General features: G+C 75.1%; 23 protein-coding genes, 3 tRNA genes and 1 rRNA gene. 14 read left to right on the forward strand and 13 right to left on the reverse strand.

Annotation, left to right across the window (positions count from 1 at the left end; genetic code table 11):
* A 5S ribosomal RNA gene (gene rrf, locus QWY28_RS15875) occupies nucleotides 1-117 on the forward strand.
* A 94-nt stretch (nucleotides 118-211) separates the two neighbouring features.
* On the opposite strand, the gene QWY28_RS15880 is transcribed toward rrf, so the two are convergent.
* Nucleotides 212-988, reverse strand: a complete 777-nt coding sequence (locus QWY28_RS15880) for a MerR family transcriptional regulator (protein WP_300953544.1) — start codon at nucleotides 986-988, stop codon at nucleotides 212-214.
* 52 nt (nucleotides 989-1,040) lie between these two features.
* Between QWY28_RS15880 and QWY28_RS15885 the strand changes: the two genes are divergently transcribed.
* From QWY28_RS15885 to QWY28_RS15895, 3 genes are all read left to right on the forward strand, one after another.
* Complete coding sequence (locus QWY28_RS15885; RefSeq protein WP_300953545.1) at nucleotides 1,041-2,885, forward strand: hypothetical protein; 1,845 nt, start codon at nucleotides 1,041-1,043, stop codon at nucleotides 2,883-2,885.
* The gene (locus tag QWY28_RS15890) at nucleotides 2,882-3,022 is read left to right on the forward strand and encodes a hypothetical protein (protein ID WP_300953546.1); all 141 of its coding nucleotides are present in this window, start codon (nucleotides 2,882-2,884) and stop codon (nucleotides 3,020-3,022) included. Before QWY28_RS15885 ends, QWY28_RS15890 begins: the two co-directional genes overlap by 4 nt.
* Nucleotides 3,023-3,105: 83 nt before the next feature.
* The gene (locus QWY28_RS15895) at nucleotides 3,106-3,537 is read left to right on the forward strand and encodes an ATP-binding protein (RefSeq protein ID WP_300953547.1); all 432 of its coding nucleotides are present in this window, start codon (nucleotides 3,106-3,108) and stop codon (nucleotides 3,535-3,537) included.
* Between the two features lie 28 nt (nucleotides 3,538-3,565).
* On the opposite strand, the gene QWY28_RS15900 is transcribed toward QWY28_RS15895, so the two are convergent.
* Complete coding sequence (locus QWY28_RS15900; protein WP_300953548.1) at nucleotides 3,566-4,858, reverse strand: PP2C family protein-serine/threonine phosphatase; 1,293 nt, start codon at nucleotides 4,856-4,858, stop codon at nucleotides 3,566-3,568.
* Nucleotides 4,859-4,944: 86 nt separating this feature from the next.
* On the opposite strand from QWY28_RS15900, the gene QWY28_RS15905 reads away from it, so the two are divergent.
* The 3 genes from QWY28_RS15905 (at nucleotide 4,945) to QWY28_RS15915 (ending at nucleotide 8,813) form a co-directional block, all read left to right on the forward strand.
* Nucleotides 4,945-5,463 carry a DUF5709 domain-containing protein gene (locus QWY28_RS15905; RefSeq protein ID WP_300953549.1) on the forward strand — a complete coding sequence of 173 codons (519 nt, stop codon included), beginning with the start codon at nucleotides 4,945-4,947 and terminating at the stop codon, nucleotides 5,461-5,463.
* Between the two features lie 172 nt (nucleotides 5,464-5,635).
* Nucleotides 5,636-7,234, forward strand: coding sequence for a GMC family oxidoreductase (locus QWY28_RS15910; protein WP_439117262.1), 1,599 nt, complete (start codon nucleotides 5,636-5,638; stop codon nucleotides 7,232-7,234).
* A gap of 1 nt (nucleotide 7,235) precedes the next feature.
* The gene (locus QWY28_RS15915; protein WP_300953550.1) at nucleotides 7,236-8,813 is read left to right on the forward strand and encodes an aldehyde dehydrogenase family protein; all 1,578 of its coding nucleotides are present in this window, start codon (nucleotides 7,236-7,238) and stop codon (nucleotides 8,811-8,813) included.
* Nucleotides 8,814-8,852: 39 nt separating this feature from the next.
* Here QWY28_RS15915 and QWY28_RS15920 read toward each other — a convergent pair whose 3' ends face one another.
* Nucleotides 8,853-9,923 carry an NADH:flavin oxidoreductase gene (locus tag QWY28_RS15920; protein WP_300953552.1) on the reverse strand — a complete coding sequence of 357 codons (1,071 nt, stop codon included), beginning with the start codon at nucleotides 9,921-9,923 and terminating at the stop codon, nucleotides 8,853-8,855.
* A 57-nt stretch (nucleotides 9,924-9,980) separates the two neighbouring features.
* Between QWY28_RS15920 and QWY28_RS15925 the strand changes: the two genes are divergently transcribed.
* Nucleotides 9,981-10,742 (forward strand): GTPase domain-containing protein, encoded by a 762-nt coding sequence (locus tag QWY28_RS15925; RefSeq protein WP_300953553.1) that lies wholly within the window; start codon nucleotides 9,981-9,983, stop codon nucleotides 10,740-10,742.
* 236 nt (nucleotides 10,743-10,978) lie between these two features.
* Here the strand turns inward: QWY28_RS15925 and QWY28_RS15930 are convergent.
* Nucleotides 10,979-11,055 (reverse strand) — tRNA-Phe (locus QWY28_RS15930).
* Nucleotides 11,056-11,180: 125 nt separating this feature from the next.
* Entirely contained in the window at nucleotides 11,181-11,642 is a 462-nt protein-coding gene (locus QWY28_RS15935; protein ID WP_300953554.1) for an Lrp/AsnC family transcriptional regulator, read from the reverse strand.
* A 78-nt stretch (nucleotides 11,643-11,720) separates the two neighbouring features.
* Between QWY28_RS15935 and QWY28_RS15940 the strand changes: the two genes are divergently transcribed.
* From QWY28_RS15940 to QWY28_RS15955, 4 genes are all read left to right on the forward strand, one after another.
* A complete protein-coding gene (locus QWY28_RS15940; RefSeq protein ID WP_300953555.1) occupies nucleotides 11,721-12,206 on the forward strand; it encodes a DUF2000 domain-containing protein in 486 nt (161 codons plus the stop codon).
* 80 nt (nucleotides 12,207-12,286) lie between these two features.
* Nucleotides 12,287-12,359: transfer RNA gene (locus tag QWY28_RS15945), tRNA-Glu, on the forward strand.
* Nucleotides 12,360-12,465: 106 nt separating this feature from the next.
* Nucleotides 12,466-12,542, forward strand: a tRNA-Asp gene (locus QWY28_RS15950).
* Nucleotides 12,543-12,608: 66 nt separating this feature from the next.
* A complete protein-coding gene (locus QWY28_RS15955; protein ID WP_300953556.1) occupies nucleotides 12,609-12,968 on the forward strand; it encodes a metallopeptidase family protein in 360 nt (119 codons plus the stop codon).
* Here QWY28_RS15955 and QWY28_RS15960 read toward each other — a convergent pair.
* Genes QWY28_RS15960 through QWY28_RS15970 form a run of 3 tightly spaced genes read right to left on the reverse strand, consistent with a single transcriptional unit; the run spans nucleotide 12,959 to nucleotide 14,597 of the window.
* Nucleotides 12,959-13,300 carry a fluoride efflux transporter FluC gene (locus tag QWY28_RS15960; protein ID WP_300953557.1) on the reverse strand — a complete coding sequence of 114 codons (342 nt, stop codon included), beginning with the start codon at nucleotides 13,298-13,300 and terminating at the stop codon, nucleotides 12,959-12,961. The two genes, QWY28_RS15955 and QWY28_RS15960, sit on opposite strands and share 10 nt — an antisense overlap.
* Nucleotides 13,297-13,677, reverse strand: coding sequence for a fluoride efflux transporter FluC (locus QWY28_RS15965; RefSeq protein ID WP_300953558.1), 381 nt, complete (start codon nucleotides 13,675-13,677; stop codon nucleotides 13,297-13,299). Before QWY28_RS15965 ends, QWY28_RS15960 begins: the two co-directional genes overlap by 4 nt.
* Nucleotides 13,674-14,597, reverse strand: a complete 924-nt coding sequence (locus tag QWY28_RS15970) for an ATP-binding protein (RefSeq protein WP_300953559.1) — start codon at nucleotides 14,595-14,597, stop codon at nucleotides 13,674-13,676. The genes QWY28_RS15965 and QWY28_RS15970 overlap by 4 nt, the downstream gene beginning before the upstream one ends.
* A 465-nt stretch (nucleotides 14,598-15,062) precedes the next feature.
* On the opposite strand from QWY28_RS15970, the gene QWY28_RS15975 reads away from it, so the two are divergent.
* Nucleotides 15,063-16,562: an NAD(P)/FAD-dependent oxidoreductase gene (locus tag QWY28_RS15975; RefSeq protein WP_300953560.1), complete on the forward strand. Its 1,500-nt coding sequence runs from the start codon at nucleotides 15,063-15,065 to the stop codon at nucleotides 16,560-16,562.
* 144 nt (nucleotides 16,563-16,706) lie between these two features.
* Here the strand turns inward: QWY28_RS15975 and QWY28_RS15980 are convergent, their stop codons facing one another.
* The 4 genes from QWY28_RS15980 to QWY28_RS15995 all read right to left on the reverse strand — a co-directional run bounded on the left by QWY28_RS15980 (nucleotide 16,707) and on the right by QWY28_RS15995 (nucleotide 20,926).
* Complete coding sequence (locus QWY28_RS15980; protein ID WP_300953561.1) at nucleotides 16,707-17,387, reverse strand: PaaI family thioesterase; 681 nt, start codon at nucleotides 17,385-17,387, stop codon at nucleotides 16,707-16,709.
* Nucleotides 17,388-17,449: 62 nt separating this feature from the next.
* Nucleotides 17,450-19,231 carry a hypothetical protein gene (locus QWY28_RS15985; RefSeq protein ID WP_300953562.1) on the reverse strand — a complete coding sequence of 594 codons (1,782 nt, stop codon included), beginning with the start codon at nucleotides 19,229-19,231 and terminating at the stop codon, nucleotides 17,450-17,452.
* Between the two features lie 67 nt (nucleotides 19,232-19,298).
* Nucleotides 19,299-20,066 carry a crotonase/enoyl-CoA hydratase family protein gene (locus tag QWY28_RS15990; RefSeq protein ID WP_300953563.1) on the reverse strand — a complete coding sequence of 256 codons (768 nt, stop codon included), beginning with the start codon at nucleotides 20,064-20,066 and terminating at the stop codon, nucleotides 19,299-19,301.
* A gap of 5 nt (nucleotides 20,067-20,071) precedes the next feature.
* Nucleotides 20,072-20,926, reverse strand: a complete 855-nt coding sequence (locus QWY28_RS15995) for an SGNH/GDSL hydrolase family protein (protein ID WP_300953564.1) — start codon at nucleotides 20,924-20,926, stop codon at nucleotides 20,072-20,074.
* 155 nt (nucleotides 20,927-21,081) lie between these two features.
* Between QWY28_RS15995 and mptB the strand changes: the two genes are divergently transcribed.
* The gene (mptB, locus tag QWY28_RS16000) at nucleotides 21,082-22,494 is read left to right on the forward strand and encodes a polyprenol phosphomannose-dependent alpha 1,6 mannosyltransferase MptB (RefSeq protein WP_300953565.1); all 1,413 of its coding nucleotides are present in this window, start codon (nucleotides 21,082-21,084) and stop codon (nucleotides 22,492-22,494) included.
* Here mptB and QWY28_RS16005 read toward each other — a convergent pair.
* Nucleotides 22,424-23,587 carry a glycosyltransferase gene (locus tag QWY28_RS16005; RefSeq protein WP_439117263.1) on the reverse strand — a complete coding sequence of 388 codons (1,164 nt, stop codon included), beginning with the start codon at nucleotides 23,585-23,587 and terminating at the stop codon, nucleotides 22,424-22,426. The genes mptB and QWY28_RS16005 overlap by 71 nt on opposite strands.
* Nucleotide 23,588: the final 1 nt, after the last annotated feature.

Consider the following 23,588-nt stretch of genomic DNA (forward strand, 5'->3'; position numbering starts at 1 on the left):
TACGGCGGCCATAGCGAAAGGGAAACACCCGGTCCCATCCCGAACCCGGAAGTTAAGCCTTTCAGCGCCGATGGTACTGCAACCGCGAGGTTGTGGGAGAGTAGGACGCCGCCGGACATACCATTAGCAAGCAGGGCCATCCCATCACCGGGATGGCCCTGCTTCGCATTTCAGGACATCCTCCTGGGTCGTGAGCGGGCGCCGCTGGCGTTCAACCCAGGAGGCGCTCGCCCAGCACCCGGTCGACGCGGTGCACCATGGCGAGGTCGAAGGTCGCCTCGAGGGCCCGGGTCGCGAGCTGGCGCAGGTCGTCGAGTGCCTGCTCCACGTCGGGCCAGGCGACGGCGGGCTTCCCGGCGTCGACGAACGGCTGCCAGACCCGGTCGACGAAGAGCTCGACGTACAGCTTGGCCACGCCGTCCGCGTGGCGTCGCAGCCGTTCGAGCAGGTCCAGTGCGCCGGTCGCCTCGAGGCCGAGCAGCCGCATCGCCTCCTCGCCGGCGGTCAGCAGGGCGGGGGCGACGACCTCGACCCGGGGCTCGCCGTCGGCGGCCTCCGGGGCCTCGCGGACGAGGCCGAGGCGCAGCGCGGTCTCGAGCACCGTGGGCGCGGAGTCCGCGTCGAGGCGGAAGCGGTCCACGAGGTCCGCGAGTGTGGTGACCTCGGGCTCCGGCGCGGTGAACATGCCCCGGGCGTGCTCGGTGAACGCCAGCAGGGGCCCGTCGGCGGTCGTGTCGCTGTCGAGCATCCGCGCGATCCCGTCGAGCTTCAGGCCGGCGGCCCGTAGCTGCTGGACGAGCCGGACCCGCTCGACGTGCTCGGCGCCGTAGTAGCCGGTGCGTCCCCGCAGGTCGGGTGGCGGCAGGAGGCGCCGCGACTGGTAGTTGCGCAACGAGCGCACCGAGACGCCGGTCCGGCGCGCGAGCTCCTCGACGACGAAGCCGTCGGGGACGCTGTCCGCCTCGAGGGGGGACGTGTGCTCGGCCACGCTGCGATCGTAACCCTTGCAACGGTTACATCGAACGATGTTACATAGATCCATGCTTTCCACGAACCGGCTCGCGGACGTCGTCGCCGCTGCGCCCACCGCCGTCGAGGACCGCCCGGCCGGCGCCGCGGCGCTCAGCGAGGTCGCCCTCGCCTCCGGGCTGGCCCTGGTCATGACGATCGCGCTCGGCGCGGTCGTCCTCGCGCACCGCTCGGGCCGGCTGCCCGCGCTCGGCCGGCTGATGGAGCGGATGGACCGGTCCCGCTTCTTCGGCACGCTGGCCCCCTGGGCCCAGGTGCCGCTGATGGTCGCGATGGTCTCGCTGATCACCGCGCTGCTCGGGATGTACTGGGACATCGCCCTGCACATCGGCATCGGCCGCGACGAGGGTCCGCTGGCCAACCCGGCGCACTACCCGATCCTCTTCGGCCTCTTCGGCATCTCCGCCGCCGGCGTGCTCGCGTGCGCGCTGCCGCGCCAGGACGAGGTGGGCCCTTCCGGTGTGCGGCTCGCGCCCGGGTGGAACGCTCCCGCGGGTGGCGTGCTGCTGACCGGTGCGGGCACCTACGCCCTGCTCGGCTTCCCGCTGGACGACGTGTGGCACCGGATCTTCGGCCAGGACGTCACCCTGTGGGGGCCGACCCACCTGATGCTCATCGGCGGCGCAGGGCTCTCGCTGGTCGCGATGGCGGTGCTCTTCGAGGAGGGCCGGACGGCGACCGAGCGCACCGGGCGGCGGACGAGCCCCGTGGCGACGTACGCGCTCAAGGCGTGCCTGGTCGGTGGCCTGCTCATCGGGATGAGCGTGTTCCAGGCCGAGTTCGACTTCGGCGTGCCGCAGTTCCGCCTCGTCCTCCAGCCCTTCCTCATCGCGCTGGCCGCGGCCTTCAGCCTCGTCGTCGCGCGACTGTGGATCGGACGCGGCGCGGCGATCGCCGCTGTGCTGTTCTACCTCGTGGTCCGCGGTGGCGTGAGCGTCGTCGTCGGGCCCGTCCTGGGCGAGCTGTGGGCCGCCGTGCCGCTCTACCTCGCCGAGGCACTGATCGTGGAGCTCGTCGCCCTGCGGCTCGCGCACCGGCCCCTCGCGTTCGGGCTCACCAGCGGCGTCCTCATCGGCACGGTGGGGTACGCCGCCGAGCACGCCTGGACGCAGGTCGCCTTCCCGCTCCCGTGGACCTCGGACATCGCGGTCGAGGGCGTCGCGATGGCGACCGTGGCCGGGGCGGCCGCCGGTGTGCTCGGCGGGCTGCTCGTCCGCGGGCTGCGCCGCGACCTGCCCGACGCGATCCGCCCCCGCCTGCTCTTCGCGCTGTCCCTCGCGGCGATCGCGGCGTGCGCGACCAATGGCGTCATCGCCACCCACCCCGACGACCTGCGGGGCACCGTCGCGGTGTCCGACGCCGGCTCGGGCGAGGTCGACCTCGAGGTCCGCTTCGACCGCGACCCGGTCGCCGGCGAGCCCGCGTGGCTGACGGTGACCGGCTGGCAGGGCGGCGCCGGCAGCGACGGCCTGGCGATCGAGCACCTCGAGGAGGAGCGCGACGGCGTCTGGCGCACGACCCAGCCGGTCCCGGCCGACGGGACCTGGAAGACGATGGTCCGCCTCCACGACGGCCGCTCGCTGACCGCCATGCCGGTCTACCTGCCCGAGGACGCCGCCCTGGACGAGCCCGAGATCCCCGTCGAGGACGGCACCCGCGCCTTCGACGAGGAGAAGCTGCTGCTGCAGCGCGAGCTGTCCGACGACGTACCGGGGTGGCTCTGGCTGGCCGCCGGCTCGATCGTGCTGCTCTGCTCGATCGCGCTCGTGCTCGGCCTCGGCTGGGGCGTCACCCGGTTCGCCCGCGCCACCCGGCCGGAGGTCGGGACCGGGACGGCGCCGAAGGTCCCCGCGTGACGCCGCCGCCGGCGCTGCACATGGGGTCGCTGCACGGCGCCGAGGGCTTCCTCGTGCTCCTGCTCGCGCTCGGACCGCTGCTCGTGGCGTTCGTGACGGTCTTCTACCTGCGCTGGCGCGGCGAGCAGGAGGCCTGAGCGCGGATGGCCGGGCCCGGCCGGGGGTGGACGAGGGGGACCTCACCCGTTTGGGCCGGGCACGGTCCGCTCACCGGAGGGGCATGACCACCTCTGACCAGGACCCGTGCACCCGGGTGCACCTCTGGCACGACCTGACCGCGGTGGCCGACGTGCGCCGGGCGCTGGTGCGGGACCTGGAGCAGGCTCGGCTCGAGCGGCGGGCGGCCGAGGACGTCGTCCTGGTGTTCTCCGAGCTCGTCAGCAACGCCGTCGAGCACGGCACGCCGCACGGGTGCGGCCACGTCGAGGCGACGTGGTGCCTCTTCGACGGCGGGGCCCGGCTCACGGTCGCCGGCGACGTCGACCCCGAGGTCGGCGACGAGGTCGTCGACCGGTTCCGACCCGGCCAGGCGTCCGAGTTCGCGGCGCGGGGCCGGGGGCTGGCGATCGTCGACCACGTCTGCGACCAGTGGGGCGTCGACCTCGACGACGGCACGGTGCGCGTGACCGCGGAGCTCACCTTCTCCTCCTGACCGGCCCTGCCGGCTCGCCGAGCCGGCCTCAGGGGGTCGGTGGGGCGAGCCGTTCCGGGTCGTCGGGGCGCCACTGGAGCAGCGCCAGGGTCGCGTCGTCCTCCAGTCGCGTGTCCTGGTGGTCGAGGAGGGCGCGGATCAGCCGGCGGACGGTCTCGGGCGCAGGCAGGCCGGCCGCGAGGTTGCGCGTGACCAGGTCGACCAGACGCTCGGCACCGAAGTACTCGCCGGTCGTCGACCGCGCCTCGACGACGCCGTCGGTGTGCAGCAGCACGAGGTCACCGGGCTGGAGGGTCTCGCAGCCGACGCTGAACTCCTGGGCGCCGGTGATCGCCTCGTTCAGCCCGAACGGCAGCGCGTGCTGGGTCTCCAGCGGCCGCACCAGCCGGCCGTCGCGCAGCAGCAGCGGGTCGGGGTGCCCGGCGTTGACCCACCGCAGCTCGCCGGAGCGGGTGTCGAGCTCGACCAGCAGGCCGGTGCTGAAGCCCTCGCCGCGGGCGGCGGCCGCGACCGCGTCGTCCACGAAGCGCGCGGTGCTCCCGAGGTCGGCGCCGACCCGGCGCTGGTTGCGGTACGCCGACACGGTGAGCACCGCGAGCTGGGCCGAGGCCAGGCCGTGGCCCATGCCGTCGAAGAGGGCCACCCGCGCGACGCCGTCGTCCACCGCGTAGTCCAGCGAGTCGCCCGCGACCTCGTAGGCCGGCTCCAGGCCGCCCGCCACCACGACGGAACGGTCGGAGAAGGTCAGGGGCGGCAGCAGGCTCCACTGCATCTCGGCCGCCAGCCCCATGTCCGTCCCGCGGCGCAGCCGCACGATCGTGTCGCCGTACAACGTCTTGGACATCACGAGCTCCGCGACGACCGTCGTGAACCGTCGCACCCGCAGGCGGAGGGCGCCGTCGTCGGCGTCGAGCGCCTCGCGGTCGGGCACCGTCACCGCGAGCACGCCGAGCCGCTCGGTCCCGTCGAGCACCGGCAGCCACAGGCGTACGCCGCCGGGGAGGTCGTCGAGCTCCTGGATCACCACCTCGTTGAGCTGGAAGGCGCGGCCGGCCAGCGTGCCGTCGACCCGGATCTCCCCATCGTCCTGCCCGTCCTCGTGCCGGTCCCCGCACCGCTGCCGCGGCTCGCCGTCGGGTCCCGGCCGGTCGGGGAGGGGGACGAGCAGGCGCTGCTGCAGGTCGGCCAGGTAGACCCGGACGTCGGTGAGGCCGAGCTGCTCGGCGTGGGCCTCGAAGAGCGCCGGCAGCTCGTAGGCGCCGGCCAGGTGGGAAGACCCGAGCAGGTCGTCGAGGGCCCGCTCCGCCCGGCTGTAGGACATGGGCTGATCGTAGGTGGCTGCGGGCCGCCCACCCGTGTGAGGTGCGTCCGGGCGATAGTGCGGGCGGGGTCGGGTACCGGGACGACATGAGCCAGAACGACGACTCCGCAGCCCTCGGCACCGACCCCTCCGTCGACGTCACCCAGGACGCGAGCGACAACGAGAGCTACCACGGCTACAGCGTCGACGACGAGACGCAGCCGCAGAGCTCCGGTGACAGCCTGGTCCAGGAGAACACCGACATCGGCGAGCCGCTCGACGAGGGCTACAGCCCGCCGGAGAAGTGGTCGGTCGCGCAGGGCTACGGCAACACCCCGCTCGAGGAGAGCATGGGGGAGACCTTCGAGCAGCGCCTCGAGCAGGAGGTCCCCGAGCCCGACCCCTACGAGCAGGCCGAGGCCGAGGCCGCCCGCGGCGAGCTCAACGACGACATCCGCGAGGGGTCGCAGGTCGGCGACGAGCGTGCCGGCCGGCTGGTCGAGCCCGACGAGGGCGCGCGCACCGACACCGAGAAGGACCTGGTCGCCCAGGACGTCGGCATCGACGGCGCCGCCGCCGGTGCGGAGGAGGCAGCGGTCCACGTCGTCGACGACGACCAGCTCTGAGCGGACCCCCACCCGCCTCGTGATGCCCAGCGTGCGCCCCGGCGCACGCTGGGGATCACGCCGTCCGGGGCCGGTGCGGCGGACGACCCTTGGTGATCGCCGTCACCCGACCTAGTGTTCCTCGCACCCGTCCCGGCACCGCGCCGCGGAGGGTCGAGCCGAGGAGGACGTCGTGCCGGACCGGGAAGTCTTCACCCACGTGGTGGTCGGTGCCGGCAGTGCCGGGGCCGTGCTCGCGGCCCGGTTGACCGAGGACCCGTCGGTCTCGGTCCTGCTGCTCGAGGCGGGCGGCCCGGCCGACGCCGACGAGGTGACCATCCCCGCGGCCTTCGCCAACCTCTTCAAGACCCGGTGGGACTGGAACTACCAGACCTCCGAGCAGAAGCAGCTCGACAGCCGCCGCGCCTACTGGCCGCGGATGAAGGCGCTCGGCGGCTGCTCCTCGATGAACGCGATGATCTACATCCGCGGGAACCGGGCCGACTACGACACCTGGCGCGACGCCTACGGCGCGACCGGGTGGGGGTACGACGACGTGCTCCCGGCTTTCGTCCGCTCCGAGGGCAACACCCGGCTCGCCGGCCCGTTCCACGGGCAGGACGGGCCGCTGCACGTCGAGGACCGCCGCTGGACCCATCCGCTCACCACCGCTTGGGTGGAGTCGGCGGTGGCGGCCGGGTTCAAGCCGACCGACGACTTCAACGGCGCCGAGCAGGAGGGCGCCGGGCTCTACCAGGTCACCTGCCGCAAGGGCCGGCGCTGGTCGACCGCCAAGGCCTACCTCGAGCCCGCGGCGGGCCGGCCCAACCTCACGGTCCGCACCGGCGCGCTCGTCGAGCGGGTCGTCGTCGAGGGCGGCCGCGCCGTCGGCGTCGCCTACCAGCACGGCGCCGGCACCCGCACGGCGTACGTGGACGGCGAGGTGGTGCTCGCGGGCGGCGCGATCAACTCCCCGCAGCTGCTGATGCTCTCCGGCATCGGGCCCGGTGCGCACCTGCGCGAGGTGGGCGTCGACGTCGTCGTGGACCTGCCCGGCGTCGGGCAGAACCTGCACGACCACCCGGCCGTGCCGCTGGTCTTCCGCACGCGCGGGACCACCGACCTGATGGACCACAACAACCTGGTGCAGTTCGCGCGCGCCAAGGCGACCGGCACGGGGCCGCTGGTCTCCAACGTCGGCGAGGGCGGCGGCTTCTGGCGCACCCGCGACGACCTCGCCGCCCCGGACCTGCAGGTGCACGTCGCGCCGACCGGCTTCTGGGACAACGGCCTGCACGAGGCGACCGAGCGCAAGGTGACCGTCGCGCCGACGCTGGTGTCGGTGGCCAGTCGCGGGTCGCTGCGGCTGCGCTCGACCGACCCGCGGTGGCACCCCGACATCGACCCCGGCTACTACGACGACCCGGCCGACCTCGACGCGATGGCCGCCGGGGTGCGCCGGATGCTCGAGACCGTCGCCACCGGGCCGCTCGCCGAGCACGTCGCCGGACCGGGCCTGCCGACCATGGAGGCCTGGGGCGACGACCCGACCGACGCCCAGGTGGTCGAGCACGTCCGCGCCTACACCCAGACGCTCTACCACCCCGTCGGCACCTGCGCGATGGGCGGCGACGAGCGCGCCGTCGTCGACCCCGAGCTGCGCGTGCGCGGCGTCGACGGCCTCCGCGTCGCCGACGCGAGCGTGATGCCGATGGTGACGCGCGGCAACACCAACGCCCCCACGATCATGATCGGCGAGCGCGCCGCCGACCTCCTGCGCGGAAAGGCCTGACATGACCACGACCACCACGACCGCCCCCGCCCCGGACGCCGCCGAGCGGGCGACCTTCGAGTCGATCGACCCCGCGACCGGGGACGTCGTCGGCGTCCACCCCGTCCACGACGAGACCGACGTGCGCGCCGCCGTCGCCCGCGCCCGGGCGTCCGCCGACTGGTGGGCCGGCCTCGGCTTCGACGGCCGCCGCGAGGTGCTCACCCAGTGGCGCGGCGTCATCACCCGCCGGCTCGCCCAGCTGTGCGACGTGGTCCACCAGGAGACCGGCAAGCCGCACGGAGACGCGCAGCTCGAGTGCGCCCTCGCGATCGACCACCTCGCCTGGGCCGGCTCGCACGCCGAGAAGGTGCTCGGCCGGCGCCGGGTCTCACCGGGCCTGCTGCTGGCCAACCAGGCCGCGTCGGTGGAGTACCTCCCGCTCGGGGTCGTCGGCGTCATCGGCCCCTGGAACTACCCGGTCTTCACGCCGATGGGCTCCATCGCCTACGCCCTGGCCGCCGGCAACACGGTGGTGTTCAAGCCCAGCGAGCTCACCCCGGGCGTCGGGACGTGGCTGGCCGACAGCCTGCGCGAGGTCGTGCCCGACCACGACCTGCTGCAGGTGGTGACGGGGTACGGCGAGACCGGTGCGGCGTTGTGCCGGGCCGGGGTCGACAAGCTGGCCTTCACCGGGTCGACCGCCACCGGCAAGCGGGTGATGGCGGCGTGCGCCGAGACGCTGACCCCGGTGGTCATCGAGGCGGGCGGCAAGGACGCGCTGCTCGTCGACGAGGACGCCGACCTCGACGCCGCCGCGGAGGCGGCCGCGTGGGGCGCGTTCGCGAACGCCGGCCAGACCTGCGCCGGCGTCGAGCGGGTCTACGTCCACGAGCGGGTGCACGACCGGTTCGTGGAGCTCCTCGCGGAGCGCGCCCGCGGCGTGCACGCCGGCACCGACGTCGAGGCGAAGATCGGCCCGATGACGATGCCCGGCCAGCTCGACGTCGTACGCCGCCACGTCGACGACGCGCTCGCCCGCGGCGGCCGCGCCGTCGTCGGCGGTGCGGAGGCCGTGGGCGACCGGTTCGTGCAGCCGACCGTGCTGGTCGACGTGCCCGAGGACAGCGAGGCGGTGACCGAGGAGACGTTCGGGCCGACCGTCACGGTGCGCAAGGTGCGCGACATGGACGAGGCGGTCGAGCTGACCAACGCCGGGAAGTACGGCCTGGGCTCGGCGATCTTCACCGCCAAGCGCGGCGACGACCTCGCCCGCCGGCTGCGGACGGGGATGACCTCGATCAACTCGGTGATCTCGTTCGCAGGCGTCCCGACGCTGCCGTTCGGTGGGGTCGGCGACTCGGGCTTCGGGCGGATCCACGGGCCCGACGGCCTGCGGGAGTTCACCTACGCCAAGGCGGTGACCCGCACCCGGTTCAAGGCGCCGCTGAACCTCACGACCTTCGAGCGCACCCCGGAGCAGGACACGATGGTGGCGACGCTCCTGCTGGCCCTGCACGGCCGCGCGACGCAGCTGCCGAAGCTCCCGCGGCGGCCGGTGGAGACCATCCGGGGCCTCGGCGGCCGCCGCCGCGGCTGAGGCCGGGCCGGGGCCGGGCCGGGGCCGTGCTGGGGCGGGTCAGGCGACCAGGTCGTCCCAGCCGGCGGCGAGGTAGTCGATGAACGCCGGGCCGACCTTCTCCTCGCGCAGGACCTCGCGCGTCACCGGCCGCTCCCGGACCCGGAAGTCGGGGTCGGCGACCGCGCGTGCGGCGAAGTCGTGGTGCAGGATCGCGCCGGTGCCGACCGTCACGAGGTCGGCGCCTTGCTCCAGGCACCAGCGGGCGTCGGCGGCGGAGAGGACCCTGCCGGCGACGCCGAGGCGGGTGCCGCCGCGGGGCAGGTCGGTGAAGTGCTCGATGAGCCGCCCCTCGGCGCCGAACCGGGAGCCCATGAAGACGTCCCACAGCGACATGTCGAGGTAGTCCAGCAGCCCCGAGGTCATCACCTGACGGGCGGTCTCGCGGCCCTCCTCGAGCGTGATGCCGCTGCCCTCGGGGGTGAGCCGCAGCCCGAGCTGGAAGTCCGGGCCGGTCGCCGCGCGGATGCCCTCGAGCACCTCGCGGACGAGGCGGAACCGGTCGTCGAACGACCCGCCGTACCCGTCGGTGCGGTGGTTGTGCCGCGCGTCGAGGAACTGCCCGACCAGGTAGCCGTGCGCGCCGTGCACCTGCACCCCGTCGAAGCCGGCGCGCTCGGCGCGGACCGCCGCTGCGACGAAGTCGGCCACCACCTGCTCCACCTCGCCGGTGGTCATCGCGACGGCGCCCTTCGAGGGCTCGTCCCAGGGGCACTGGTTCGGCCGGCCGGTGAGCGCCGGGTCGGCGCGGCGGCCGCCGTGGTGCAGCTGGACCGACGACGCGGCGCCGGTCGCGCGCAGGGCGTCGGCGAGCCGGGTGAGGCCGGGGAGGTGGTCGTCGGAGGCGATGCCGAGCTGGCCGCCCCACGCCTGCCCCGCCGCGGTGACGTACGCCGCCGCCGTCATGACCATCCCGAAGCCGCCGCGCCCGCGCGCCTCGAGCCACTGGTGCTCGTCGTCGGAGAGCGTGCCGTCGGCGTGGCTCTGGGTGTTGGTGAGCGGGGCGAGCGCGAACCGGTTGGTCCACTCCGGTCCGTGGGCGAGGGTGAGCGGGTCGGCGAAGGAGGTCACCGGCCCATCCTGCCGAGCGGCCGGTCGCGGGCCGGTGCTCGGGTACCGTCGGCGGCGATGAGCGACTCACGCCGCGGCCTCCGTGCCGTACCCTCCACCCTCGCGCGCGGCCGTGACCGCCTGACCGGCCTGGTCCAGCACCGCTACCCGACCGTGGCGGTCACCGGCATGACCGGCGTCGGCAAGAGCGAGCTGGTCGACCACCTCGCCGGCCGCCCGCGCCGCGAGGAGCCGTCGGAGGCCGGATCCGCGGTGATGGAGCGGCGGGTGCGCCGGGACCGGCGGCTGCGCGGCTTCCGCTTCCGCGTGGTGCCGGGGGAGAACGCCGCGACCCGGCTCGGGGCGCTCGACGAGGTCTTCCACGACGACCCGGTCGACGGCGTGCTGCACGTCGTCGCCAACGGGCTGGCGACCGGCCGGCGCCCGGCCGGGACCACCGGCGCCGTCGCGGTCGACCGCGAGGAGCAGCTGGCCCGCGAGCTGGAGGACTGGACGGTCACCGCCCACCGGATCGCCTCGATGGCGGTGCGCCGGCCGCGACCGACCTGGCTGGTCGTCGTGGTCACCAAGGTGGACCTGTTCCTCGACGAGCCGGGTGGCGTGGACGAGGCCGTCCGCTCCTACTCGCCGGGCAGCGGCACCCCCTTCGGCGACCGCCTCGACGAGCTGCGGGCGCTCGCCGGCGCGGCGAAGCTCTCCATCGACGTGCTGCCGGCCTGCAGCCGGCTGGACCCGGGCAGCCCCCTGTCGCCGAAGCAGCGCGACGCCTACCTGGCCGCGCTCGAGGCGCGGATGGGCCAGCTGGCCGGGCACGTCTGAGGATCGCGCACCTCACCCGGCCCTGCCCCCACGAGGCGGCTCCGCCGGCGGAAGGCGCGAAGAAGCAGCCCGCCCCGGGCTCGGGCTGCGTGAGTTACCGACCGGGGCGGGTGCTGTTCCTGCCCTGGGGATACCCCGCGCCGGTACCGGCCAAACCCGGTCGGCGCGAGGCGGAACGCCGAAGGGCCCCGCCGGAGTCCGGCGGGGCCCTTCTCGCAGGCCGGGGCCTGCTGTGCTGGTGGGCAGGGGCGGGGTCGAACCGCCGACCTTCCACTTTTCAGGCGGACGCTCGTACCAACTGAGCTACCTGCCCCACTCCGGGCCCCGACGGGTCGGCGTCGCCGTCCCGCCCGAGAGCGTCCCGGACGCGCAGAAGCATACATGGTCGAACGGGCCGCGCTCCCCGGCCCCGGTACGGGCCCCGGCTCGGGCCCGGGCTCAGGCGTCCGGCCCGAGGTCCACGACCGGGTCGCGGAGGTGCTCGTAGATGATCGAGGTCTCGACGTCGGCGATCGCCTCCCGCGAGGTCAGCCGGTCGATGACGAAGGAGTAGAGGGCGTCGTTGCTCGCGACGGCGACGTGCACCAGGAAGTCGGCGCGGCCCGAGGTGACGAAGACCCCGACGGTCTCGGGCAGCGCGGCGACCCAGTCGCGGAAGTCCTCGATGTTCGCTCGCGTCGGCGGCCGGACCCGCACCGACACGAGCGCCTGGACGGGCCTGCCGAGCGCGGCGAGGTCGACCTCGAGCCGGCTGCCGCGCACGACCCCGCGGCGCTGCAGGGCGCGCGCCCGGTCGTGGACCGTCGTCGCAGAGACGCCCACCTCCGCGGCGACGTCGCGCAGGCTGCGTCGGGCATCTGTCATCCAGGCGCGCAGGATCGAGCGGTCGAGGGCGTCCATGTCAGGCAGAGTACGCCAGATGCCGTGCATCGTCCGGCGTGCTGGCATACCGTCCGTGCGGTGACCTAGCGTCCCGGCATGAGCACCGAGATCCTGCCCGGACCCGCGATCGGGTTCACGCCCGAGCAGATCGACCAGTCGGCGAGCACCCGCGACGTGCGCCAGAAGTGGGTGGTCGTCGTGGACGAGGCGCTGCCGCCGGGGCGGGCGGTCAACGCCGCCGTGTGCGTCGCCGGCGCGACCACGGCGCAGGTGCCCGGGCTGCTCGGCGCCGACGCCACGGACGCCGACGGGACGACGTACCCCGGTCTGCCGTGGCTGGGGTGCACGGTCCTCGGCGCGCCCGCCGAGCGGTTGGGCGCGCTGCGAGCGGCGGCGGGCCGGCGCACGGACGTCGCGGTCGTGGCGATGCCGGTCGCCGCGCAGCTCACCCGGGTCTACGACGACTACCTCGAGGCCGTCGCGAGCAGCGCGGCGGAGGACCTGTCGTTCCTCGCGCTCAGCCTGGTCGGGCCGCGGAAGGTCGTCGACCGGTTGGTCAAGGGGCTCGGCCTGCTCCCGTGACGGCGGGCCGCAGCGCACGTGCGGACTCACCCGGGCTCCGCGGAGCACGCCGGATCTCGTTATGCTGGGAGTGCAGTCCTGCCCCCATCGTCTAGCGGCCCAGGACCCCGCCCTTTCACGGCGGTAGCACGGGTTCGAATCCCGTTGGGGGTGCTCCGTCCGGCCCCCGTCGTCCTCGATTGGGTGCGTCGGGAGGGTGTGGGTTAGAGTTCCACCGCTTCGCCGATGCGCGAGGCAGAGCAGCACCAGCAGTTCACGAGGCCCCGTAGCGCAGTTGGTTAGCGCGCCGCCCTGTCACGGCGGAGGCCGCGGGTTCGAGTCCCGTCGGGGTCGCCACCGAGCGCCCCGGACCACCAGGTCCGGGGCGCTCAGTCGTTCCGGGGCTCGGGCAGACTGACGGCCGTGCCGATCGACATGGACCCCGACCGTTTCGACGCCCTCGTCGACCAGGCGCTGGACGGCATCCCCGACGAGCTGGCCCGGCTGGTCCGCAACGTGGTCGTGCTGGTCGAGGAGGAGCCGCCGGAGGGCGAGCCCGACGACCTGCTCGGGCTGTACGACGGCGTGGCCCTGACCGAGCGGACCAGCTGGACCGAGGGGGCGGAGCTGCCCGACCGGATCTTCGTCTTCCGCGGGCCGCTGCTCGACCTCTGCGACAGCGAGGAGGAGCTGGTCGAGGAGGTCCGGATCACCGTCGTGCACGAGGTCGCCCATCACTTCGGCATCGACGACGAGCGGCTGCACGAGCTCGGCTACGCCTGAGCGCCCACCCAGAAGCCGAGCGCGCACGCCGCCAGGGCCAACCCGAGCGTCGCGACGGCGTACGCCGCCCCGGGGCGCGGCCCGAGCCGGTGGGTCTGCACCGCGAACGCCGACCACGTGGTCAGGCCGCCGCAGAACCCCACGCCGACCAGCGCGTACGCCGCGTCGCCGGGCCCCCGGGCGACGAGCAGGCCGAGCAGGGCGGAGCCGGCGAGGTTCACGGCCAGCGTGCCCCGCGGCCACCTCGCGTCGAGGACCGACGCGGCGACGTACCGCAGCGCGGAGCCGAGCGCGCCCCCGACGGCGACGAGCAGGACGGTCACGCCGGTCACGCCGGGCGCTCCGGGCCGGCGGTGAGGCGGGTGGCCAGGGCGACGGCGGCCAGCGTGGCCGCGAGCGTGCCGAGGAGGTAGCCGAGCGCGAGGGCCGGGCGGCCGTCGGCGAGCAGCGCGCGGGTCTGCTCCGAGGCGGCCGACAGGGTGGTGAACCCGCCGAGGAGGCCGGGGCCCGCGGCGGCCTGGAGGGTGGGGGAGCGCCGGACGACGGCGAGCGAGGGGAGCAGGGCCAACAGGAGGCTGCCGACGACGTTGATCGCGAGCGTCGTGCCGGGCAGGCCCGGACCGTCGGGCACGGCCTCGCCGCACGCACAGCGGAGGGCCGCGCCGACCGCGCCACCCGCGGCCACCGCCGCGAGCAGCCGGGGGCTCACGACACGCTGCTCTGGCGGCCCGGCTCGGTGACGGCCTCGAGGTGCCCGGCCGCGGCGGGGTCGGCGCCGGTCCAGCCGCGCGGCGGGGCGCCGTGCGCCTGACGGACCAGCTCGCCCAGGAACCACCGCTGGAACTCGCGCTGCTCGGTCGTGCGGGCCAGCGACAGCAGCCGCTGCTGGCGGCAGAACTCGTCGGCGAGGTCGAGCAGCTCGAGGAACCGGTCGATCGTCTGGGCGCCGCGGCGCGGCATCACGATGCGGAGGTCGGCCGTCTCGAGGCCGGAGGCCTGGGCCGTCTCGATCTGCTCGGAGCCGATGCCCTCGCGCAGCTGCCGCTCGAGGGCGCTGAAGAGGTCGGAGAGGTTCTTGGCGAGCGGGTAGTCCGCCTCGTGGGCCAGCGCCAGCAGCCGCACCTCGCGGCGCAGCTCGCGGTAGTGGCGCTGGAAGCCCAGGTAGGTCTTGAGCGGGACGCCCTGGACCTCGATCTCGAGCAGGTCCTGGTCGTCGGTGCCGGCCAGGACGGCCTCCTCGGCCACGCCCGTGATGACCCCCTCGACCCCGTCGTCCTCGGCGAACTCCACGGCGGGCGCGAACCACACGGTCTTGCCGTCGTCCTCGATCTCCGCGCCCCAGGCGTCGGAGCTGCGGGCCACGATCGAGAGACCGCGGCCGAAGGTGAGGAGCAGGTCGTCCTCGTCGTCCTCGGTCGGGGTGGGCAGCACCGGTCGCTCCGTGGACGCGTCGCGCACCTCGACCCGCGGGTGCTGTGCCGTGCCGCGGACCCGGACCTGGATCGGCTGCTCACCGTGGAGGAGCGCGTTGGTCACCAGCTCCGAGACGCCGAGCTCCGCGCACTCCGCGAGGTCGTCGCGCCCGATGTCGTGGCACGTCGCGACCACCCAGCGGCGTGCGTCTTGCACTCCGCGAGGACCAGGGCCCAGGGACAGGGCGGGCCGGTTCAGCGGCACAGGTGCGACTCCGGACGGAAGGTGGACAAAGGGGCGACCGAGCGGTGGTGCGGGGGGTGCGGGGAGGTGGTGCGGGGCAGGGGCCGACAGCGGCCATTCTCGGCCTGCATACCCGGGGTTGTTGTGACCAAACCCATGTCGTTGAAAGTTTTTCCGACGGAATCGGTTCCCGGGTGGCGGTGTTGTGCCGGTATCCCGTCGTCGCCAGCTCCACGTCCCGGTTCCGGCGCGGGCCACCAGCAGCTCCCACGAGGGCACTGCGGACGTCCGGCCGGCCGAGGTGTGGGGCAGGACGGATCGGTCACCGGATTGGCGATCGGCACGCGTGCGGCGGGACAATGAACCACTCACCGCGGAACATCGGCGGAGCTCGGTGCACGTCACGCGCACAGCCCCACCTCGTACAGGAGGATTGTCATGGCAGCGACCGCGCCCCTCAGCGACGAGACCCGGACGACCGGCGAGGGTGGCCGCCACCAGGTGGTCGTCATCGGCTCCGGCTTCGGCGGCCTCTTCGGCACCAAGGCGCTGCGTCGCGCCGACGTCGACGTCACGATGGTGGCCAAGACGACCCACCACCTCTTCCAGCCGCTGCTCTACCAGGTCGCCACCGGCATCCTCTCCGAGGGCGAGATCGCGCCCCCGACGCGCGAGGTGCTGGCCGGGCAGAAGAACGCCAAGGTGCTGCTCGGCGAGGTCACCGAGATCGACCTGGAGAAGCAGACGGTCCGCTCGCACGTCCTCGGTCGCGAGACCTTGACGCCGTACGACTCCCTGATCGTCGCCGCGGGCGCCGGCCAGTCGTACTTCGGCAACGACCAGTTCGCCGAGTTCGCGCCGGGCATGAAGTCCATCGACGACGCCCTCGAGCTCCGCGGTCGCATCTTCGGCGCGTTCGAGCTCGCCGAGCTCGGCGCCTCCCGCGGCGAGGACGTCGACCACCTGCTGACGTTCGTCGTCGTCGGCGCCGGACCGACCGGTGTCGAGATGGCCGGCCAGATCGCCGAGCTCGCGCACCGCACCCTGCGCCGCGACTTCCGCGCCATCAACACGCGGCAGGCGCGCGTGGTCCTCGTCGACGCCGCTCCGCAGGTGCTGCCGCCCTTCGGCGCCAAGCTCGGCGGCAAGGCGCAGAAGGAGCTCGAGAACCTCGGTGTCGAGGTCATCCTCGGCGCCATGGTGACCGACGTCGACGAGCGCGGCCTGTCGATGAAGTTCAAGGACGGCCGGGTCGAGCGGCTGGAGTCGGTGACCAAGATCTGGGCCGCCGGCGTCCAGGCATCGCCGCTGGGCAAGCAGCTCGCCGAGCAGAGCGGCGCCCCCCTCGACCGCGCCGGCCGGATCGGGGTCAACCCCGACCTCACGCTGCCCGGCCACCCCGAGGTGTTCGTCGTCGGCGACATGATCCAGCTCGACAACCTCCCGGGTGTCGCGCAGGTCGCGATCCAGGGCGCCAAGTACGCCGCCAAGGAGATCGACGGCCGGGTCAAGGGCAAGGCCCCGCAGAAGCCGTTCAAGTACTTCGACAAGGGCTCGATGGCGATCATCAGCCGCTTCCGGGCGGTCGCGATGGTCGGCGGGCTGCGCCTGACCGGCGTCATCGCCTGGCTGATGTGGCTGGCGGTCCACCTCGTCTACATCACCGGCTTCAAGAACCGCGTGACGGCGGTGCTGCACTGGGCCGTCTCGTTCCTCGGCCGCGGCCGCTCGGAGCGCACGACGACCGAGCAGCAGATCTTCGCCCGGTCCGCGCTGCAGCGGCTCGAGCGCGGCGCCACCGACCTCGTCTCGCCGCCGGGTGAGTACGACGCCCAGCGCGAGCAGGCGCGGCGCGACGAGCTCGAGGCGCAGGCCGCCGAGGAGGTCCGGCTCACCGACGCCGGCGAGCGCGGCACGCGTCCCTCCGAGCGGGTCTGACGCACCCGCCGCTCCTGGCTGGTCGTCCTGCCTGACCCGTCACAGTCGTTCAATTGAACGGTTGTGACGGGTTCTCGGCGTCTCGGGCGTCCAGAACCGCGCAATTGAACGATCGTCGACGGCCCGGGCGATCGGGCCGCCGGTCTACTCGAAGGCCGGCGGGGCCTCGGCGTCGCCACGGCGCGCCAGCAGCTCGCGGGCCCAGCGGGGGAGGACGAACAGCCCCTCGGCCTCGACGGTCGGCCCGTCCGGCCCGACGACGTGTCCTCGCGCCCAGGTCTTGTGGCCCTCGCTGCGGTCGACCCATCCCTCGACCCGCAACGGCCCGAGCGGCGTCGGCCGGCGGTAGGTCAGGTTGAGGTACGCCGTCATCCCCGGCTTGCCCGCGGCCGCGGCGGCGGTGCCGAGGATCTGGTCCAGCAGCAGCGACGAGACGCCTCCGTGCACGAGGCCCGGCGGTCCCTCGTACGCCGCCCCGAGCACCACCTCGGCGTGCACCTCGCCCTCGCGGTCACCGGCGGGCACCGGACGCAGCGGCGGCGCGACCGGGTTGCGCAGGCCGACGACGGTGTTGCCCCACGGCTGCCGCGCCCGGCCGTGGCCGAAGTGCGCTCCGAGCGAGCCCTCGAGCTGCTCCTCGCGCAGCCGCGCGGTGATCGCCTCCACCTCGGCCTGGGCGGTCCGGATGGTCGCCGGGTCCACCGTGGTCCGGATGGTGGCGTCCACGAGCTCCCGCACGGCCTGGGTGAACGGCGCGTAGAGCGCCGTCTGCGCGGCGAGCTCCTCGGGGGTGATCTCGGCTGGCCGGTCGGGGTTCACGCTCACGCGCGGAGTCTAGGTAGCCGATGGGACCCGGCCGGTCCGGGGGTGACCGGGTGGGGGCGGGGTTAGTCCGAGTGCTCGGGGCGGTGCTGCCGCAGCACCGTCATGAACTCCTCGGGGTCGACCATCGAGGCGTCCACGACGAACGGGGCCATGCTCCGCCGCAGGAAGAGCACCTTCCAGCCGCGCGAGCCGGGCTCGCCGACCACCTCGATCGGGGTGTACCGGCTGCGCAGGTCGAAGACGAACCGTCCCCCGCCCCGCAGCACCTCCAGCTGTCCGGCCGTCACCGACATCCGGGTGACCGCCGACCCGGCCCGGACCGCCCAGACCACGAGGGTCAGCACCGCGAGCGTGCCGGCCAGGCCGAGGTTGAACGTCGTGCGGTCCTCGTAGACGAGGTACGCCGCGCCAACCGTCGCCAGGAGCAGCACCAGGAGGAGGATCCCGACCAGGCGCCGCGGGCCGGTGCGCGGCCGGAAGCTGTGGTTCGTCGACGCCTCCTCCGTCGCGACCGCTGCGGGCGCCGGAGCCGGCCTCGCGCGCTCGGCCGCGGGAGGGGAGGGGGCTGGGGCGACGGCGGCTGGCCTGGCCGACGCGACCATCGCCCGGGCGGCGTCGGAGGCGGCCGGCCGCGCGGCCTGCTTCCTGGTGGGTCCACTGGACCTCGGGGCCGGCTTCTCGGCGGACTTCTCGGCGGGCTTCCGGGCGGGCTCCTGGCCCTTCTTCGCGTCCGGCTCGCCCCGCGTCGGGCGCTTCCGCGGCGAGGGCCCGGCGGTCTTCGCAGGAGCCGCGGGAGCCTCGGGTGCCTCGGGCTCGGGAGGTGTCGGGCGCAGGGCGGCGACCACGTCGCGCCCAGCGGCGACGGAGTCGGTCCGGGGCGGCTCGAGGGGGCGCTCCGGCTGGTCTGCCCGGGTGGCCTCGAGCCGGGCCTCCTCCGCGATCCGCGCGTCCTCGGCCTGCTGGGCCAGCCGGCGCTCCTCGGCCTCGGCGGCCTCGGTTGCTGCTCGGGCCTCCTGGGCGAGGCGGCGTTCCTCGGCCTCCTGGGCGAGGCGGCGTTCCTCGGCCTGCTTCGCGGCCTCGGCGGCCTCGGCGGCCCGTCGGGCGCGTTCGGCTTCCGCGGCTGCTCGGGCCTTCTCGGCCTGGCGGGCGGCTTCGACCTGGGCCGCGAGGCGGGCCTCGGCGTCGCGGCGGGCCTGCTCGGCGATGCGCTCCTGCTCGGCGAGGCGGGCGGCCTCGGCCTCCTGCGCCAGGCGGCGTTCCTCGGCCTGGCGAGCGGCTTCGACCTGGGCGGCGAGGCGGGCCTCGGCGTCGCGGCGGGCCTGCTCGGCGATGCGTTCCTGCTCCGTGGGCCGGGCGTCGTCGACGCGCGGCGCCGTGGCGGCCGGCACGGGGTCGAGGGCCGGCTGGTCGTCCGCACCGACGGGCGCAGGGACCTCGGGGCTCCCCTCCTGCGGCGCCTCCGGCCGGCGCGAGCGGCGCGAGCGGAGCCGTGAGGACGACTTCTCGCTCCGCTTGCGCGCCGAGGGGATGATCACCGGCTCGAAGTCCAGCTGCAGCTGGTCCGGCGCGGTCGCCTCGAACAGGGGCGCCCCCGGCTCGCGCTCGGTCGGCACGAACGACTCGTCGAACAGCGGGTCGTCCGAGGCCTCGGCGGCAGTCGGCTCGGCGGCGGGCTCAGGAACCGGCTCGACAGCCGGCTCGACAGCCGGCTCGACAGCCGGCTCGTCGGGGCGGACGTCGTCGGCGGTGGTCGCGCGCGGCGGCGTACGCGCTCCGCCGGCCTGCTCGCGATGGGTCAGCCACCGGTCGAACAGGTCGGCCGCCGGCTCCTTGTCCTCCGCCATGCCCCTCAAACTACGCGTGCGAGCGGGCGTTACGCCGCCGTACCGGACCAAACGGCCGCGGTCGGGATCAGCGGTTGCGCCACTGCGGCGGCCGCTTCTCGGCGAAGGCCCGGGCGCCCTCCTGGGCGTCCTCGGAGCCGAACACCGGGCCCATCACCTCCAGCTGCCGCTCCCAGACCTCCCCGGTGCTCCAGTCGGCCTGCTCGGCGAGGATCCGCTTGGTGGCCGCCATCGCGAGCGGACCGTTCGCGGTCATCCGCCCGGCCAGCTCGAGGGCGGCGTCGAGCGCCCCGCCCGGCTCGGTCACCAGGTTGACCAGGCCGAGCCGCTCGGCGCGCTCGGCGGTGATCGGGTCGCCGGTCAGGGCGAGCTCGTTGGCGACGTTCTGCGGGATCTTCCGCGGCAGGCGCACGAGTCCGCCGGCGCCGGCGACGAGCCCGCGCTTGACCTCGGGGATGCCGAGCTTCGCCTCCCGGGAGGCCACCACGACGTCGCACGCCAGCACGACCTCGCAGCCGCCCGCGAGCGCCCAGCCCTCGACCGCGGCGACGAGCGGCTTGGCCGGCGGCCGCTCGCAGATCCCGGCGAGACCGCGGCCCCCGGTGGTCACGTCCTCGCCGGTGAGGAACGCCTTGAGGTCCATGCCGGCGCAGAACGTCCCGCCCGCGCCGGTGATGACGCCGACCGACAGGTCGTCGCGCGCCTCGAGGTCGTCCATCGCGGCGGCGACGGCGGCGGAGACCTCCGCGTTGACCGCGTTCCGGGCCTGTGGGCGGTTGAGGGTGACGACGAGGACGCGGTCGCGCTGCTCGACGAGGACGGCGGGTTCGCTCATGCGGGTCACCCTGCTGGTGGGGCGAGGACCTGTCCAGGGGGTACGGCGGGGGCGTGGTGGCCGTGCGGCAGCTCGTCGGCCAGCGACAGCGCCACCAGCACGCTGGGCAGCACGGCCTTCGCGGTCCGCTTGTAGCCGGCGCTCGACGGGTGGAACCGGTCGACCGCGAACATCTCGTCGGGCCGGGTCACGAAGAAGGGGCCGACCACCTCGGCGAGCGACACCGCCAGCGCGCCGTGCTCGAGCGCGACCTCGCGCTGCGCGGCGGCGAGCTGGCGCGAGGCGACCCGCGCCAGGGTGCGCAGCGGCTGCTGCAGCACGGCCAGCGCGCCGAGGTCGGGACACGTCCCGACGACCACGGGCACGTCGAGGCCGCGCAGCGTGGCCAGCGCCTCGGCGAGGTGCCGGCGGGAGTCCGAGACCCGGACCCGGTGCGTGACGTCGTTGCCGCCGACGACCACGACGGCCACGTCGGGCCGGTAGCCGCCGGGCAGGCCCGCCAGCTGGGTGCGCAGCATCGAGCTCTCCGCCCCGACGACGGCCGCGGTGTGCAGCCGCACCGACCGGCCGGCCGCCTTGGCCAGCCGCTTGGCCAGCTGCGCGCCGAACGTGCCGCCGGGGGAGTCCGCCCCGAGACCGGCCGCGATGGAGTCGCCGAGCACGAGCAGGTCGAGGGGGTCGCCGTACGCCTTCTTCCAGACCTTGTCCGCGCGGTGGGCGTCCTCGCCGAGCGGCTTCCCCACGATCGCGCGCGCGGCCGCGGCCTGCCGCTGCAGCACCCCGCGCCCGGCGAGCAGGCCGCCGAGCACCCCACCCAGGACGACCGCGCCCCCGCCGCCGACGTACCTCCACCCGCGCATCCACCCACCCGACCCCGCCCGGACGGCGCGGAGGTGACGGCCGGGCGACGGCGCGGTGACGCGGACGGGGCGCGTCGGGCACGCCGACCGGAGGTTGGGGAAGCGTTCACGGCGAGGTCGCCGGGAGGTGCCCGGCGGTCCCTAGCGTCGCCGGGGTGATCACGCGTGGGGTGCTGGGCTCCGTCCTGGTCCTGGTCGGTGGCCTCGTCGTCTCCGTGCTGCCGGTCTCGAGCCCGCTCGACGACCTGCCGCTGCGCCACGACACCCCCGGCCGGCTGGTCGGGCTGGGCCTGGTCATCGGCGGGCTGGGCCTCGGCGGGTGGGCGTGGCTGGAGCTGCTGCGACGGGTGCGCACGGGAACCGGCGGGATGCTGCTGGTGCACCGGGCCGCCGCGAGCTGGTCGGCGCCGCTGCTGCTGGCGCCGGCGATGTTCAGCCGCGACGGGTGGAGCTACGCGGCGCAGGGCGTGATGACGCGGGTCGGCTTCTCGCCCTACGAGCACGGGCCCTCGGTGCTGCCCGGCGCCGTCGTGGAGGCGGTCGACCCGATGTGGCTCGACACGCCCACGCCGTACGGTCCGCTCCCGCTCGCCTGGGGCGCGCTCGCCGCCGGGCTCACCCGCGAGCCCTGGGACCTCGTCGTGGCCCACCGGCTGCTCGCGCTGGTCGGTCTCGCGCTGCTCGCCTGGGCGGTCCCGCGGTTGGCGGCGGCCGCCGGCCGCGACCCCGTGTACGCCGCCGCGCTGGTGCTCCCCAGCCCGCTCGTCCTCGCCCACGGCGTCGCGGGGCTGCACAACGACCTGCTCATGGTCGGCCTGATGGCGGTCGCGCTGGCGGTGGCCCTCGAGGAGCGCTGGGTCCTCGGCGCGGCGCTCGGCGGGGCGGCGGCCGCGGTGAAGCTGCCCGGCGGGCTGGTGTGCGTGGCGGTCGTGCTGGTCTCGCTGCCGCTCGCGGCGACGCTCGGCGACCGGCTGCGGCGGCTCGTCGCGGTGGCCGGCGTCTCCGGCGGGGTGCTCGTGGCGGCGGGGCTGGCGACCGGGCTGGGTGTCGGCTGGGTGCACGCACTGGGCGTCCCCGGGGTCGTCCGCTCGCCGCTCTCGGTGACCACGCAGGTCGGCCAGCTGCTCTCGTGGCTGCAGCAGCTCGCGGGCCTGCCGGGGCCATCGCCGGTCGAGGTGCTGCGGCTGACGGGGACCCTGCTCGCGCTGGCCCTCGCCGCGGCGTGCGCGCTGCGGGCGCCCACCGGCGTGCCGGCGACCGCCGTGCGGATGGCCGCGCTGACGGCGCTGGCGATGGTCGTGCTGAGCCCGGTGGTCCACCACTGGTACGCGCTGTGGGTGGTGCCGTTCCTGGCCGCCACCCGGCTCGGGCCGCGCGCGGAGGCGGCGCTGGTCGGCCTCCTGGGCCTGGTCGGCCTCGTGGCGCCGCTGGACTCCACGCTGCGGGCGCGCGGCACCGACATCGCGGTGGCCGTGGTGCTGGTCGTCGGGGTGGCGGTCACGCAGGCCGTCGGTCACCGACGGGCGCTCGCCGCTGCCCCGCGGGAGCCGGCGCGGCTGGTCGGCTGAGCGCCAGGTCGTGGATCTCGAGCATCCGCTCGACGGTCCGCGACCAGGGGAACTGCTCGGCCCGCCGGCGCGCGGCCGCCCGGCGGCGTACCGGGTCCCGGCCGGCGACCCGCAGCACGGCGTCGGCGAGCGGCCCGGCCTCGGCCGGCGCCCAGGCGCCCGACCGCTCGTGGACGAGCTCGCGGGCCCCGCCCTCGTCCGCGGTCACCACCGGTGTGCCGCAGGCCAGCGCCTCGAGGACGGCCAGCCCGAACGTCTCGCCCGGGCACACCGACAGCGCGACGTCGGCCTCCGCCAGCCGGGCAGCGAGCCGGTCGCGCCCGGCCAGGTGGCCGTGGAACACCACCGGCGCCCCGGCGGCCAGCTCCTCCAGCTCGCCGCGGTGGGGGCCGTCGCCGTAGACGTCGAGCCGCAGCGGCACCCCGCGGCGGTGCAGCGCGACGGCGGTGGCGACCGCCAGGTGGGGGCTCTTCTCCCGCGACAGCCGCCCGGCGTGGACCAGGCGCAGCGGCCCGGCGGCGTGGTGCTCGCGGGCGGGGAGCCGCGGCACCGGCCGGAAGGTCTGCAGGTCGACCCCGAGCGGCACCCGGTGCAGCGGCGTCGCGGCGAGGCTCGCCAGCGCCCGCAGCTCGTCGCGGGCGTAGCGGGAGGTGACGACGACCCGGTCGTGGTGGCGCACCAGCGTGCGGTTCCAGGGCGTGACCCGCACGGGCAGCCCGGTGCGCAGCGCGAGCATCGCGTCGAGCCGCTCGTGGGAGAACAGCAGCGAGGCGACGCCGGCGCCCCGGGCCCACCGGGTCACCGGGAGCAGCGTGGTCTTGTCCGACACCTCCAGCGACGTCGGCCCGAAGCGGCGCAGCACGTCGGTGACGCGCCACGGCTCGACGATCAGCCGGTAGCCGCCGCCGACCCGGGGCGCCCGCAGCTGGACCACGTCGCCGGCCGGGGTCTCCAGGTGGCGGTCCTCGGGCCCCGGCACGACGAGCAGACGGGCGACCCCGGCCGCGACGTACCCCTCGCCGAGGGCCTCGAGCGTCGTGCGCATCCCGCCCGAGGTGGGGCCGACGAAGTTGGCGAGCTGGGCGACGCGCACC

Origin of the sequence: Nocardioides oceani, from assembly GCF_030412965.1 — a bacterium.
Classification (GTDB): Bacteria; Actinomycetota; Actinomycetes; order Propionibacteriales; family Nocardioidaceae; genus Nocardioides; species Nocardioides oceani.